Below are 13768 nucleotides of genomic sequence, written 5' to 3'. Positions count from 1 at the left end.
GAGGTCGTCGTGACCATTTTTGAGAAGGCCACGCGGGAGAAGTTCCGCTATCCGTCGGCCAAGGGACTGCTGACCACGGAGCAGCTGTGGGAGCTTCCGCTGACCGCCAAGTCCGGCTTCAGCCTCGACGACGTGGCCAAGGCGGTCAACGCCGAACTCAAGGCCGTCGACACCGAGTCGTTCGTGGCCACCGAGGCCAATCCGGCCAAGGCGACCCTGGAGACCAAGTTGGAGGTCGTCAAGCACGTCATCGCCGTCCGCCTCGCGGAGGACCAGGCGGCGAAGGCGGCGGCGGCCAAGAAGCTGGAGAAGGAGAAGCTGCTGGCCGTCCTGGGGCGGAAGCAGGACGCGGTCCTGGAGAACCTGACCGAGGCGGAGCTGCTGGCCCGGATCAACAACCTGTAGCCCGCTGACGATCTGGCCTGCGGTGGGGATGGTGCGCCCGGCAGGATTCGAACCTGCGGCCTTGGGATTAGAAGTCCCCTGCTCTATCCGCTGAGCTACGGGCGCGCGCCGACGGTCGTCGCGCCAAGAGGGTACCGCCGCTCCCCGTCCGCCCGGGGGTACGGGTCGGCGCGTCCGTTCCGCCCCTCAGCGTCCCATGCCGGGGCCCGGAACGGCACCACAGTTCCGGCGGGTCCCGCGTGGGCCGGGCGGAACGCGATCCGTACCCTCGTCGGATGCTGCTCGACCAGGAAACCGAGAACGAGATCGTCTTCGAGCTGTGTCAGCTCCTCGGACGGGCCATCCTGCCCGTCACCGGCTCGGACGGCCCGGGCACACCGCCCGGCGTCCTCGGCACCGCCTTCTTCTACAGCGAACTGGTCGGCGCCACAGACGACGGCGAGGTCGCGCACGAGTGGCTGCTCACCGCCGACGCGCTGACCGAGCGGGCGTACGGCGAGATCGGGTTGCGGCCCAGCGTCACGGACCCGGCCGAGGGGGCGGACGAGCCGATCGACCTGCCCGGCTTCGCCGACCACTGGCTGCACCTGCCGGAACTGGGGCTCGCCGCGATGCCGACCGGCGGTCTGCACGGCTGGGCCGACGACCGGGGCTGGCGCTGGCGTACCCAGCAGGTCACCGAGGCGGTGGCCGCGCCGGCCGACTCGGTCGCCCGGATCGGCGCGGCGCCCGCCTCGGCGTTCGTGCTGGCCCTGGGCGCGGGTGAGGACGGGTCGCGGCCGCTGGAAGCGGTGGTCGAGCGGGTCGCCCGGGACGGCGGCGAGGTGCGGGTCACCACGGAGCTGCCCGCCGGGTACGTGGGCGCGCCGGTGTTCGCGGTCGAGGCCGGACCGGACGGCGGGCCGGCGTTGCGCTGCCTGGGTGTGGTGCTGCCGCCGCAGGCAGGCGGGCACCCGATCGCCACGTTCGACCGGATCCGCGCCGCGCTCGCGGCGGTCGTCGCCGACTGAGCCGGCGGCGAGGCCGGCCCGGCCTCAGCCCTCGGCGGTCGCGTCGGCCGGCCGCCGAGGTGACGGCGGCGTCGTGGGCTCCGGTTCGGTCGGTCCGGCGCGGAGGAACCCCTCCGCCCACCGTCCGACCTCCGCGAAGACCTTCTCGCGTACGCCGGGACTGGACAGCGTGAGGTCGTGCAGCCCGCCGTCGAAGCGGGCCAGCGTGACGTGCCGGCCGAGGCGGGGCGCCCAGCGCACCATGTGCTCGACGTCGAGCACGGCGTCGGCGCCGGTGGCGCTGTCGTGCCACTTGGTGCCCCGGAAACTGCGCGTCGAACAGGCGAGCAGCACCGGCACCGGGATGTCCAGCCCGGCCCGCAGGCGACGCTGACCGGTACGGATCGCATTGAGCCAGCCGGCCCGGACCGGGAACCCGGCGAGCGGCTTCCAGGCCAGGTCGTACCGCCACTCGCCCCGGTGGTCGGCGTGCAGGCTCTCGCCGTACACGGTGCCCAGGCCGAACGGCAGGACACGCTGCGGCGCCTTGCGGCCCAGGCGGGAGACGGCGGCCGCGAGGGGTCGACGGACCATCCAGGGCGCGTTGATGTCGAAGAAGGGGCTGTTGAGCACGATGCCGTCGACCAGTCCGGCGTCGCGGCGGTCGTGCGCCCAGAGCGAGATGATCAGGCCGCCGGTCGAGTGGCCCATGGCGAGCAGGGTGTCGTGGCCCTCCTCGGCACGGATGATCTCCGCGGCGGCGTCCAGCTCGGGGAAGTAGTCGCTCAGGTCGCGGCAGAAGTTCGGAGTCTGGTGCGCCAGCAGGCTGCGGCCGTACTTGCGCAGGTCGAGCGCGTAGAAGTCCCAGCCGCGCTCGGCGAAGAAGTCGGCTACGTGGGTCTGGAAGAAGTAGTCGACGAACCCGTGCACGTAGAGCACGGCGCGACCGGTCGGGCGGTCGGCCCGCCGTCGCACCAGGGTCGCGACGACCGGCCCCTCGTCGTCGGTGCCCAGGTCGATCGTCCGCCGCTCGTAGGGGGTGCCCAGCACGTCCGGTTCCACGACCGCGACGGTACGCCGCCGCGCTACCCGGCGGTAGGGGTGCTGGGCTGTAAGGAGGGGGCCCTTGTTAACGCATCCGGTAGAGGAAGGGCCCCTTCTTAACAACGCCTCGGCGCGGGGACGGCCCGCCCGCCGGCACCGAGCGGGCGGGCCGTGCCGGGATTCAGACGGTTTCGGCGTCCTCGCGTGCGGCGTCCTGCAACGGGACGCCCTCGGGCTGGTCGACGGCGCGTAGGTGCTTGTTGTTGCGCGGCTCCTGCCGGGTCTTCGCGTCGTTGAGCTTGCGGCGCAGGTCGTCCCGGACGTCGTTGAGCGCGGCGTGCAGATCCTCCTCGGTCGAGGTGGTGACGATCTTCTGCCGGCCGGCGATCCAGCACTCCAGGGTCACCTTCTGACCCCGGGCCTCACGATCCTTGACGGACACCTCCAGCTCGGTGGCGTCGGCGTGGAAGCCGGCGAGCCGGGTGTCCAGGGTCGCGAACTGCTCGGCGATCCAGTTGCGGTCGCCCTGGGAGAACCCGGCGCCGACCCGCAGGCACTCGGCCACGGTCGCGGGGTTCGCCACGGCGCTCATCGCGCTGCCTCGCGGACGTCTCGGAGAAGCATCGGAGCTCCCTTTCTCTCGGTTGATCAAGTACTTACCCAACCGGCGTGATTCCGGAACGCCTGCTTGCCGGCTCCACTCGATCGTGCGTCGCCGCAGGTCAGGCGCGTAGGGCCGGTTGACCTAGCAGATCGGGACCTTGATCAGGGGGTTGTCCACAGGGCGGTCCGTCGTCCACAGGTACGGGCCGGACGGGTGGTCCGGGCGAGGCGGCAGGCCGACGCTTCCGGGGACAAGTCGATCCCTGGGAGGGGCGATGTTCGATACGTACGTCACGATCGTCGGCAATGTGCTGACCGCGCCGGAGTGGCGCCGGACCACCCAGAGCGGAACGCTGGTGGCCAACTTCAAGGTCGCCTCGACCGCCCGCCGGCTCGACCGCGACAGCGGCCGCTGGGTCGACGGCAACAGCCTTCGGGTACGCGTCAACTGCTGGCGCCGCCTGGCCGAGGGAGTCGCGTCCTCGGTGGCGGTCGGCGACCCGGTGATCGTCGCCGGCCGTCTCTACACCCGGGACTGGACCGACGAGTCCGGCACCCACCGCACGCTCTACGAACTGGAGGCGGTCGCGGTCGGGCACGACCTGTCCCGCGGCCGGGCCCGGTTCCTGCGTAACCAGCCCCGCGCGGCCACCAGCACGGTCGAGGACGCGGAGGCCGAGCAGCGGGTGCACGGCGAGACGACCGAGCCGGTGCCCGACGGGCAGGCCCCGGCCACCTTCGACGACCGGCCCTTCGACGACGACTTCCCGCCCTCGGAGTACGGCGGCGGCCGGGTCGGGCTCGTCGGCACCGTGGAGCGGGTGGGTGAGCCCGACCCGTTCGACGCCCGGTCCGTCGATGCCCGGTCCGTCGACGCCCGGCCCGGTGCGCGGCAGGCCGCCGGCTTCGAACCCGGTTCGGGTGGCCCGGCGGGGGAGGAGGACGAGCTGGGCGACGTGGCCGACGACGGGCCGGCCACGGCCGAGGACGACGAACTGGGCGAGGTCGCACCGCCGGAGGTCGGCGGACCGGGTGGTTCCGGGCCGGGTGAGGGCGAGCCGGGCGGCGCGAGCCCGGGCGGGACCGCGTCGGGGCGCCGGAGCAGGCGACGGACCCCGGTGCCCGCCTGACAGTCGTCCGACGGGGGCGCGGGGTGGTGACATCGGCGTCTCCACCCCGCGTACGACTAGGCTGGCCGGCCGGAGGTGGTGACGGGTGCGGCAGGCGACCGCCATGGCGAACGCGACCGGACTGGTGGCGGGCTACGCGCTCGACGCGCTGCTCGGTGACCCCCGCCGGTGGCATCCGGTGGCCGGCTTCGGCCGGGCGGCCGGCGCCCTGGAACAGCGGCTCTACCGTCCCGACCGGTCGGCCGGTGCCGCGTTCACGGCGCTCGCGGTCGGCGCGCCGGTCCTGCTCGGCGCCGCCGCCGCGCTGGCCACCCGCCGTCATCCAGTGGCCCGGGCCGCGCTGGTCGCCGCCGGCACCTGGACGGTGCTGGGTGGGCGCACGCTGCGGCACGAGTCCCGGGTGATGGCACGGGCGCTGGGCCGGGCCGACCTGCCCGCCGCCCGGGCCCGCCTCGGCAACCTCTGCGGGCGGGACCCGTCCGCCCTCGACGAGTCCGAACTCGCCCGCGCCACGGTCGAGTCGGTCGCCGAGAACACCTCGGACGCGGTGGTCGCCCCGCTGGTCTGGGGCGCGGTCGCGGGCCTGCCCGGTCTGCTCGGCTACCGGGCGGCAAACACGCTCGACGCGATGGTCGGTCACCGCTCGCCCCGGTACGCCCGCTTCGGCACCCCGGCGGCCCGGCTGGACGACGTGCTGAACCTGGTGCCGTCCCGGCTGACCGGGTTGCTCACGGTCGCGGTTGCGCCGGCGGCGCACGGGGACCGTGCCGTCGCCTGGCGGGTGTGGCGGCGGGACCGGGCCGACCACCCGAGCCCCAACGCCGGTCAGTGCGAGGCGGCGATGGCGGGCGCGCTCGGTGTCCGGCTCGGCGGGCGCAACGTCTACTTCGGCCGCGCCGAGACCCGGCCGTTCCTCGGTGACGGGCCCCGCCCCGAGGCGCGGCACCTGAAGCGGGCCGCCCGGATCTCCGGCGCGGTCGGCGCGGCCGCGCTCGGCCTGGCCGCGCTCTACCCGGTGACCGTCGGGCGCGTGGCCGGAGCCGCCGGACGGGCCGCGCTGGGCGTCCTCATGCGGGCAGCCCGCCGGGGGAGCGGGCGGTGAGCGGCGGGCTGCTGGTCGCCGGCACCACCTCCGACGCCGGCAAGAGCGTGCTCACCGCCGGTATCTGCCGCTGGCTGCGCCGCCGGGGCGTCCGGGTCGCGCCGTTCAAGGCGCAGAACATGTCGAACAACTCCGCTGTGGTGGTCGGGCCGGACGGGCGCGGCGGGGAGCTGGGCCGAGCCCAGGCCATGCAGGCCGCCGCCTGCGGGCTCGACGCCGACCTGCGGTTCAACCCGGTGCTGCTCAAGCCGGGCAGCGACCACGCCAGCCAGGTGGTGCTGCTCGGCGAGGCGGTCGACACGGTCACCGCCGGCAACTACCACGAGGTGCGGTCCCGGCTCGCCACCACCGCGTACGCGGCGCTGACCGAGCTGCGCGAGGAGTACGAGGTGGTGATCTGCGAGGGCGCGGGCAGCCCCGCCGAGATCAACCTGCGTGACGGCGACTACGTCAACATGGGGCTGGCGCGTGCGGCCGGGCTGCCGACGATCGTGGTCGGCGACATCGACCGGGGCGGCGTGTTCGCCTCGATGTTCGGCACCGTCGCCCTGCTCGACGCGGCCGACCAGGCGCTGGTCGCCGGGTTCGTGGTGAACAAGTTCCGGGGCGACCGGGGGCTGCTCCAGCCGGGGCTGGACATGCTGCGCCGGGTCACCGGCCGTCCCACGTACGGGGTGGTGCCCTGGGCGCTGGACCTGTGGCTGGACGCGGAGGACTCGCTCGCGTACGGGCGGGTGCTCGGCCGGCCGCCCGCGCCCCGGGGCACCGACTGGCTCGACGTGGCAGTGGTGCGGCTACCCCGGATCAGCAACGCCACCGACGTCGAGGCCCTCGCCACCGAGCCGGGTGTGCGGGTACGCCTCACCGTCGAACCGGCCGAACTGGCCGCCGCCGACCTGGTGGTGCTCCCCGGCACCAAGTCGACTGTCGCCGACCTGGCCTGGCTGCGGGAGACCGGCCTGGCCGACGCGGTACTGGCGCACGCCGCCGCCGGACGGCCGCTGCTCGGCATCTGCGGCGGCTTCCAGATGCTGGGCCGGGTGATCCACGACCCGGTGGAGAGCCGCCGGGGCACCGTGCCCGGCCTCGGGCTGCTGCCCGTCGAGATCACGTTCGAGCCGGTCAAGACGGTGCGCCGGGCCGAGGGCAGCGCCGCCGGGGACGTGCCGGTGAGCGGCTACGAGATCCACCACGGCCGGGTGTCGACGGCCGACCCGGGGCTCGCGCCGCTGTTGCGTCACACCGACGGCACCGGCGAGGGCGCGCGCCTCGGCAACGTGTACGGCACCCACTGGCACGGCACGTTCTCCTCCGACGAGTTCCGCCGCCGCTTCCTGACCGAGGTCGCGGCGGCGGCCGGGCGCACCGGCTTCAAGGTCGCGCCGGACACGTCCTTCGCGGCGGCCCGGGAGCGGACGCTGGACCTGCTCGGCGACCTGGTGGAGGAACACCTCGACACGGACGCGCTGTGGCGGCTGATCGAGTCCGGTCCGCCGCCGGGACTGCCGTTCGTGCCACCCGGCGCGCCGCCGGCACAGAGCGACGTCCGGCGGCCCGCCGTCGACCGCGCGGTTCAGTAGCGCACGTCGGCGGGGCGGTCGGACATCGGCAGCCCGGCCTCCCGCCAGCCCTGCACCCCGCCGATCATGTCGGTGGCCTGCCGCAGCCCCAGCGTCTGGAGGCTGGCGGCGGCCAGGCTGGAGCTGTACCCCTCCCGGCACACCACGACTATCTCGCGGTCGTACCCGGTGGCCTCGGGGATGCGCCAGGCGCTGGCCGGGTCGAGCCGCCACTCCAGCACGGTGCGGTCGATGACGATCGCGCCGGGCAGCTCACCCTCCTCGCGGCGCTGCGCCTCGGTACGCGTGTCGATCAGCAGCGCGCCGCCTCGGACCGCCTCGACGGTCTCGTGCGGAGTGAGCCGGCGGAGACCGGCGCGGGCCTGTTCCAGGAGGGCGTCGACGCCCGGACACATCACGTCATGGAGCACCCCCCGATGATGCCCAGCCGCCCACGTCACCGCTCGCCGAAACGGTCCGCCCGGGTCGCAGGTTCCAGCGGACGGGGGAACGTTAGCGTCGGTCGGGTGAACGTCGCCGTGATCGAGGCGTACGCCGGGTTGGCCCGCCGCGTGCTGGCCGGTCCGGCGCGGTTGGGGCGTACCCGGCTGGTGGCCGTCGACGGGCCCAGCGGCGCGGGCAAGAGCGTGTTCGCGACGCGCCTCGCGGACGCGCTCGCGGAGCGGGCGGGCGGCGTGCGCCCGCCGTTGGTGCACACCGACGACCTGCTCGACGGCTGGGACGACCAGCTCACGTTCTGGACCCGGCTGGAGGAGCAGGTGCTCGGCCCGGTGCGGGCCGGCCGGGCGGGCGGCTACCGCCGCTACAGCTGGGTGCGACGCCGGTTCCTGGACCGGGTGGTGCCGGTGCCGGCCGGTCCGGCGCTGATCGTCGAGGGGGTGAGCGCCGCCCGCGCCGCGGTACGCCCCGAGCTGACGCTGTCGGTGCTCGTCACCGCGCCGGCCGAGCTGCGGTTGCGCCGGGCGCTCGCCCGCGACGGTGAGCAGATCCTGCCGGAGTTGCGCCGCTGGCACGCGGGGGAGCGGGCGCACTTCACCGCCGACGGCACCGCGGCGGCGGTGGACCTGGTCGTCGACGGCGCCCCGGACCTGCCGCACGACGCGGACCGCTACTACGTCCGGGTGGGCGGCCGGCGATCAGGCTCGGCCGACGTGGCGGGGTAAGGCCAGCATACGATTCCGGTCATGACCACTCCGATCCTCTCCGAGTCCGAGGTGCGGGCCGCCGTCGAGCGGGAACTGCCCGGCGTCCGTGCCGACCTCGAGCGACTCGTCCGCATCCCGGGCATCGCCTTCGAGGGCTTCGACCACTCGCACGTGGAGCGTTCCGCCGAGGCGGTGGCGGAGCTGCTGCGCGGCTGCGGCCTCGACACGCGGATCGTCCGGTCCGGCGGCCAGCCCGCGGTGATCGGCACGAAGGCGGCCCCGCCCGGCGCGCCCACCGTGCTCATGTACGCGCACCACGACGTGCAGCCGGTCGGCGACCTGTCGCTGTGGGAGTCGGACCCGTTCGAGCCGGTGGAGCGTGACGGCCGCCTCTACGGCCGGGGCGCCGCCGACGACAAGGCCGGCATCATGGCGCACGTCGCCGCGCTGCGCGCGTTCGGCGACCGGCTCCCGGTCGGCGTGGTGCTGTTCATCGAGGGCGAGGAGGAGTACGGCTCGGACTCGCTGGAGCGGCTGCTCGCCGAGCACCGTGACGATCTGGCCTCCGACGTCATCGTGATCGCCGACTCCACCAACTGGGACGTCGGCGTGCCCGCGCTGACCACCTCGCTGCGCGGCATCGTCAACTGCTTCGTGGAGGTGCGCACGCTCGACCACGCGGTGCACAGCGGCATGTTCGGCGGCGCGGTGCCGGACGCGCTCACCGCGCTGGTGAAGCTGCTCGGCACGCTGCACGACGAGGCCGGTGACGTCGCGGTGGACGGACTGGTCGGCCGCGAGGGCGCCAGCGTCGACTACCCGGAGGACCGGTTCCGCGCCGAGGCCGGCCTGGTCGACGGCGCGGAACTGTTCGGCACCGGCCGGATCACCGACCGGCTCTGGACCAAGCCGGCGCTGGCGATCCTCGGCGTGGACGCGCCGGCCACCGGCGAGGCGCCGAACGCGCTGGTGCCGTCCGCGAAGGCGAAGCTGAGCGTACGGCTCGCGCCGGGCGATGACCCGAAGAAGGCGTACGCGGCGCTGACCGCGCACCTGGAGCGGCACGCGCCGTGGGGCGCGCAGGTGTCGGTGACGTTCGAGCACGACGGCGCGCCCTGCGTCATCGACGCCTCCGGGCCGATGTTCGACGCGGCGCGGTCGGCGTTCCGGGCGGCCTGGGACGGCACCGACCCGGTGGACATCGGGGTGGGCGGGTCGATCCCGTTCATCGCCACGTTCCAGGAGATGTTCCCGCAGGCCGCGATCCTGGTGACCGGGGTGGAGGACCCGCACGCGCGGGCCCACGGGCCGAACGAGAGCCTGCACCTGGGCGAGTTCGCGCGGGTGTGCCTGGCCGAGGCGCTGCTGCTGGCCCGGGTGGCGGAGGCCGGAAACCGCGGCTGAGGTGTCGAAACCGTAACTTCGGGGCCGATGTCGGAGTTTGTGGTGTGTCGGCGGGCGGGGTGTTATAGCCTTTCGAACATGCGTACGAACGACGAGATGGAGCGGCTTCAGGCCGCCGTCCGTGCTCTGGGGGACGTCGACGTCTCCGCGTGGTCCGAGGACACGCTCAACGAACAGATCGGCGAGCTCTCCGCCGCGCTGGTCACGCTCGACGCGCTGCTCACCCGGGTCGCCGAGGGCGTGCGCGGGCGCGGCCTGCGGATCGAGGAACCGGTCTCGGCCTGACCGGTTGCCGGTGACCCGGCCACCCGTGTGGTGTGCCGGGTCGCCGGATCGGCCCCGGTGTCGCAGGTGACTGGCAGGATATGGGCGTGCGTTTCGTGGAGCTGGCGGCCACCTCGGCCGCGGTCGGCGCCACCAGCGGCAGACGAGCCAAGGTGGAGCTGCTGGCCGCTGCGCTGCGCGGGCTGGAGCCGGGCGAGATCCCGGCCGGCGCCGGCTATCTCGCCGGTGAGCTGCGCCAGCGTCAGACCGGTGTCGGCTGGGCGGGCCTGCGTGACCTGCCGCCGCCGGCCGCCGAGCCGACGCTCACCGTCGCCGCCGTCGACGCGGCGATCGAGGAGATCTCCCGCGTCGCCGGCTCCGGTTCGCAGGCCCGGCGGCGGGATCTCGTCGGCCGTCTCTTCGCCGCCGCGACCGCCGACGAGCAGCGCCTGCTGACCGGCCTGTTCCGGGGCGAGCTGCGGCAGGGCGCGCAGGCCGGGCTGCTGACCGACGCGGTCGCGCGCGCCGCCGACGTACCGGTCGCGGCCGTCCGGCGTGCCCTGCTGCTCGCCGGTGACCTGCGCGCGGTGGCGGTCGCGGCGCTCACCGGCGGCGCCCCGGCGCTGGCCGGGTTCGGCCTCCAGGTGGGCCGCCCGCTCGCGCCGATGCTGGCGCAGAGCGCGCCTTCCGTCGACGAGGCGCTCACCGCCACCGGCGTGCCGGCGATGGTCGACGTGAAGCTCGACGGCATCCGCATCCAGGTGCACCGTTCCGGCTCGGACATCGCCGTGTTCACCCGCAGCCTGGACGAGATCACCGGCCGGCTGCCCCAGGTGGTGGCGGCCGTACGCGCGCTGCCCGCCCGCGAGCTGGTGCTCGACGGTGAGGCGATCGGGCTGGACGCGGCCGGCCGGCCGCTGCCGTTCCAGGAGACGTCCAGCCGGGCGGCCCGGCGCACCACGCCCAGCACCACCGGGCCGACGCAGGTCGCGCCCGCTGTGCTGGCCGCCGCCGAGCGCACCGGCGAGCCGGTGCTCACGCCGTACTTCTTCGACCTGCTGCACCTCGACGGCGCCGACCTGATCGACGCGCCCGGGCGGGAGCGGTGGGCGGCCCTGGCCCGCGCGGTCGACGCCTCGCTGCTCGTCGACCGGATCGAGGTGGACGACGCGGAGCAGGCGGCCACGGCGTTCGCCGCGGCGGTCGACGCCGGGCAGGAAGGCGTGGTCGTGAAGGACCCGGCCGCGCCCTACGACGCCGGCCGGCGCGGCTCGGCCTGGGTCAAGGTCAAGCCGCGGCACACGCTCGACCTGGTGGTGCTCGCGGTCGAGTGGGGCAGCGGCCGGCGCGAGGGATGGCTGTCGAACCTGCACCTCGGCGCCCGCGACCCGCGAACCGGCGAGTTCGTCATGCTCGGCAAGACCTTCAAGGGGCTCACCGACGAGATGCTGCGCTGGCAGACCGAGCGGTTCCTGTCGCTCGCAGTGGAGAAGGGCGACTGGGAGGTGCGGGTCCGGCCGGTGCAGGTGGTCGAGATCGCCTTCGACGGGGTGCAGACCAGTAGCCGCTACCCGGGTGGCATGGCCCTGCGCTTCGCCCGCGTGCTGCGTTACCGCCACGACAAGACGGCCGCCGAGGCGGACACGATCGACGCGGTCCGCGCCATCCACGCCGGCCGGCTCACCGGCTGACCGGTCCGGCTCAGGCGGAGGTGGGGGCGGCCGGCTCGGCGGCCCGGTCCACCGGCTCGCCCGGCTTGTCCAGTCCGGCGAGGCGCCGGGCCTCGCGGCGCGCCACCCAGCCGTAGCCGAACAGGCTCATCACCGCGAAGATCCACCACTGCCACACGTAGCCGAAGTTCTGCCAGTTGTTCGTGTGCCCGATCTGCACCGCCCGGAACGCCGGGTCGGCGGCCGGCGTCTGCCCGTCGAGCAGCACGTAGCCGCCGGTCACCGGATAGGGGAGCTGCTCGGCCAGGCGGGGGATGTCGATGCGCCGGGCCTCCAGCTTCCCGTCGCGCCGGCTGACCCCGCCCCCGCCGCTCTCGCTGGCGACCACCCGGCCGGTCACTGTCACCTCGCCGCCCGGCGCCGCCGGCACCTGCGGCTGGACCGTCGCGCCGGCCCCCGGGGCGGGCGGGATCCAGCCCCGGTCGACGAGCACCGCGCTGCCGTCGGCGAGCACCAGCGGGGTGAGCACCTCGAAGCCGACCGTCCGGTCGACGGTCCGGCCGCGGATCAGGATGGTGTTCGCGCTGTCGTACCGGCCGGTGGCGGTGACCCGGCTCCAGGTCAGCTCCTCGGCCGGAGCGGGACCGACGGCACCCGCGCCGCCGGTGGGCGCGGGCAGCGCGTCGCGCAGCGGCGCGGGCGTCATGGTGGCCCCGGCGTCGATCCGGTCGTTGATCGCCGTCCGGCCCCGGTAGCGGTCCAGCTGCCAGTTGCCCAGGAACACCATCACCGTCGCGGCGACGAGCGTCAGCGCGAGGTAGCCGAGCCAGCGCGGGGTCAGCAGGAACCGGTACACGTTGGCCAAGGCTACCCGTATGAGCGATGCCACTCGCCGTCGCCGGGCAGAAACGGCGGTACGCGCGGACGTCGCGGGCCGGGCCGGACGGGTATGGTCACGCGGGCGGAAACCACCCACATCAGGAGTCGATGATGACCGACGTGCCGCGCGTCGTGCTGAGTGCGCCCTCCTCGGGTCACGGCACCGGCGCCGTCTCTCTCGGCCTGCTGGCGGCCCTCGCCGACCGGGATCTCCCGGTGGCCGGCTTCAAGGTCGGGCCGGACCAGGTGGACGCGGCGTACCTCGGGCTCGCCGCCGGCCGTCCCGGGCGCACGCTCGATCCGAGGCTGGTCGGTCCGGAGCGGATCGTCCCGCTCTTCGCGCACGGCGCGGCCGGGACCGGGTTCGCCCTGGTCCAGGGGACGATGGGCCTCTACGACTCGGTCGCCGGGCGGCCGGAGAGCGAGTCCACGGCGGCGGTGGCCACGGCGCTGCGTAGCCCGGTGGTGCTCGTGGTGGACGTGGCCGCGATGGGCCAGTCGGTGGCCGCGCTGGTGCACGGCTTCCGGGCGTACGACGACGAGCTCTGGCTGGGCGGCGTGATCCTCAACCGGGTGGCCTCGCCCCGGCACGAGGCGCTGCTGCGCGAGGCGCTCGACGACGTCGGCGTGCCGGTCTACGGGGCGCTGCGCCGGCACGAGCTGCCGCCGGTGCTGCCCGCCCGCCGGTACGGCACCGGTCCCGTGGTGCGCGGCGACGCCGACGCCGAACGTGGCGTACGCCGGCTCGGGGAGGCGGTGGCCGCCACCGTCGACCTCGACCGGCTGCTGGTGCTGGCCCGGTCCGCCCCGGCGCTTACCGTTCAGGCGTGGTCGCCGGAGCCGGCCGACGCCCCGGCGGCGTCGGCGGAGCGCCCGGTGGTCGCGCTGGCCGGCGGCCCGGCCGGCGCCTACAGCCACCCGGAGGTCGCCGAGCTGCTGCGCGCCGCCGGCGCCGAGGTGGTCACGCTCGATCCGCTGCGCGACGAGGCGCTGCCCGCCGGGGCGCGGGCGCTCGTCGTCGGCGGCGGGTTGCCCGAGACGTACGCGGAGCAGCTCTCCGCCAACCGCCGCCTCTGCATCGCGGTGGCCGAGCTGGCCCGCTCGGGCCGTCCGGTGATCGCCGAGGGGGCCGGCCTGCTCTGGCTGGCCCGGGAGCTGGACGGCCTGCCGATGTGCGGCGTGCTCGACGCGGTCGGCACGGTCCGGGACGGCCTGGTGGTCGGCTACCGCACGGCCACGGCGGTCACGGACAGCGTGGTGGCCCCGGCCGGTACGACGGTGACCGGGCACAAGCAGCACGCGGCAGTGCTCACGCCGCGCGCCGGTGAGCGGCCGGCCTGGCGCTGGGAGGGCGGCAACCCGGAGGGCTTCGTCCGGCAGGCCGTGCACGCCTCGCAGCTCGTGCCGCACTGGGCCGCGCACCCGGACGTCGCGGCCCGGTTGGTGGCCGCCGCGCTGGCGCCCGTGCCGGCGCCCGCCTGACCGCAAGGTGACGGAAACGTCGATCAAGGAGCTCGCGTCGGCGGATCAGGCGATCCGGACGCAAACTCCTT

At 74.9% G+C, this 13768-nt stretch carries 14 protein-coding genes and 1 tRNA gene; 10 read left to right on the top strand and 5 right to left on the bottom strand.

Annotation, left to right across the window (positions count from 1 at the left end; genetic code table 11):
• Window positions 1–9: 9 nt before the first annotated feature.
• Window positions 10–405, top strand: coding sequence for a hypothetical protein (locus PVK74_RS15240; RefSeq protein WP_043328857.1), 396 nt, complete (start codon window positions 10–12; stop codon window positions 403–405).
• A gap of 29 nt (window positions 406–434) precedes the next feature.
• On the opposite strand, the gene PVK74_RS15235 is transcribed toward PVK74_RS15240, so the two are convergent.
• A tRNA-Arg gene (locus PVK74_RS15235) sits at window positions 435–510 on the bottom strand.
• A gap of 170 nt (window positions 511–680) precedes the next feature.
• Here PVK74_RS15235 and PVK74_RS15230 point away from each other — a divergent pair.
• A complete protein-coding gene (locus PVK74_RS15230; protein WP_274476656.1) occupies window positions 681–1415 on the top strand; it encodes a hypothetical protein in 735 nt (244 codons plus the stop codon).
• A 24-nt stretch (window positions 1416–1439) separates the two neighbouring features.
• Here PVK74_RS15230 and PVK74_RS15225 read toward each other — a convergent pair whose 3' ends face one another.
• Both PVK74_RS15225 and PVK74_RS15220 read right to left on the bottom strand, forming a co-directional pair.
• Window positions 1440–2456 carry an alpha/beta hydrolase gene (locus PVK74_RS15225; RefSeq protein WP_210870768.1) on the bottom strand — a complete coding sequence of 339 codons (1017 nt, stop codon included), beginning with the start codon at window positions 2454–2456 and terminating at the stop codon, window positions 1440–1442.
• Between the two features lie 163 nt (window positions 2457–2619).
• On the bottom strand, window positions 2620–3030 hold the full coding sequence (locus tag PVK74_RS15220; protein ID WP_043328869.1) for an HPF/RaiA family ribosome-associated protein: 411 nt from the start codon (window positions 3028–3030) through the stop codon (window positions 2620–2622).
• A 286-nt stretch (window positions 3031–3316) separates the two neighbouring features.
• Between PVK74_RS15220 and ssb the strand changes: the two genes are divergently transcribed.
• From ssb to PVK74_RS15205, 3 genes are all read left to right on the top strand, one after another.
• On the top strand, window positions 3317–4171 hold the full coding sequence (gene ssb / locus PVK74_RS15215) for a single-stranded DNA-binding protein (RefSeq protein ID WP_274476655.1): 855 nt from the start codon (window positions 3317–3319) through the stop codon (window positions 4169–4171).
• Window positions 4172–4256: 85 nt separating this feature from the next.
• A complete protein-coding gene (locus tag PVK74_RS15210) occupies window positions 4257–5273 on the top strand; it encodes a cobalamin biosynthesis protein (RefSeq protein ID WP_069087287.1) in 1017 nt (338 codons plus the stop codon).
• Window positions 5270–6853 (top strand): cobyric acid synthase, encoded by a 1584-nt coding sequence (locus tag PVK74_RS15205; protein ID WP_210870774.1) that lies wholly within the window; start codon window positions 5270–5272, stop codon window positions 6851–6853. Before PVK74_RS15210 ends, PVK74_RS15205 begins: the two co-directional genes overlap by 4 nt.
• Here PVK74_RS15205 and PVK74_RS15200 read toward each other — a convergent pair.
• Entirely contained in the window at window positions 6847–7248 is a 402-nt protein-coding gene (locus PVK74_RS15200; RefSeq protein WP_013288093.1) for a rhodanese-like domain-containing protein, read from the bottom strand. The two genes, PVK74_RS15205 and PVK74_RS15200, sit on opposite strands and share 7 nt — an antisense overlap.
• 111 nt (window positions 7249–7359) lie before the next feature.
• Between PVK74_RS15200 and PVK74_RS15195 the strand changes: the two genes are divergently transcribed.
• The 4 genes from PVK74_RS15195 to PVK74_RS15180 all read left to right on the top strand — a co-directional run bounded on the left by PVK74_RS15195 (window position 7360) and on the right by PVK74_RS15180 (window position 11357).
• Window positions 7360–8016, top strand: coding sequence for a uridine kinase family protein (locus PVK74_RS15195; RefSeq protein ID WP_274476654.1), 657 nt, complete (start codon window positions 7360–7362; stop codon window positions 8014–8016).
• A 21-nt stretch (window positions 8017–8037) separates the two neighbouring features.
• Entirely contained in the window at window positions 8038–9402 is a 1365-nt protein-coding gene (locus PVK74_RS15190) for a dipeptidase (protein WP_064448658.1), read from the top strand.
• A 78-nt stretch (window positions 9403–9480) separates the two neighbouring features.
• A complete protein-coding gene (locus PVK74_RS15185; RefSeq protein WP_030273275.1) occupies window positions 9481–9687 on the top strand; it encodes a hypothetical protein in 207 nt (68 codons plus the stop codon).
• Between the two features lie 86 nt (window positions 9688–9773).
• A complete protein-coding gene (locus PVK74_RS15180) occupies window positions 9774–11357 on the top strand; it encodes an ATP-dependent DNA ligase (RefSeq protein WP_069087320.1) in 1584 nt (527 codons plus the stop codon).
• 10 nt (window positions 11358–11367) lie between these two features.
• Here PVK74_RS15180 and PVK74_RS15175 read toward each other — a convergent pair whose 3' ends face one another.
• Entirely contained in the window at window positions 11368–12192 is an 825-nt protein-coding gene (locus tag PVK74_RS15175) for an SURF1 family cytochrome oxidase biogenesis protein (protein ID WP_274476650.1), read from the bottom strand.
• A gap of 134 nt (window positions 12193–12326) precedes the next feature.
• Between PVK74_RS15175 and PVK74_RS15170 the strand changes: the two genes are divergently transcribed.
• On the top strand, window positions 12327–13697 hold the full coding sequence (locus PVK74_RS15170; protein WP_064448657.1) for a cobyrinic acid a,c-diamide synthase CobB: 1371 nt from the start codon (window positions 12327–12329) through the stop codon (window positions 13695–13697).
• Window positions 13698–13768 lie beyond the last annotated feature (71 nt).

The organism is Micromonospora chalcea (assembly GCF_028768405.1).
GTDB classification, from domain to species: Bacteria; Actinomycetota; Actinomycetes; order Mycobacteriales; family Micromonosporaceae; genus Micromonospora; species Micromonospora chalcea.
This window is presented reverse-complemented; position numbering and strand designations above follow the sequence as displayed.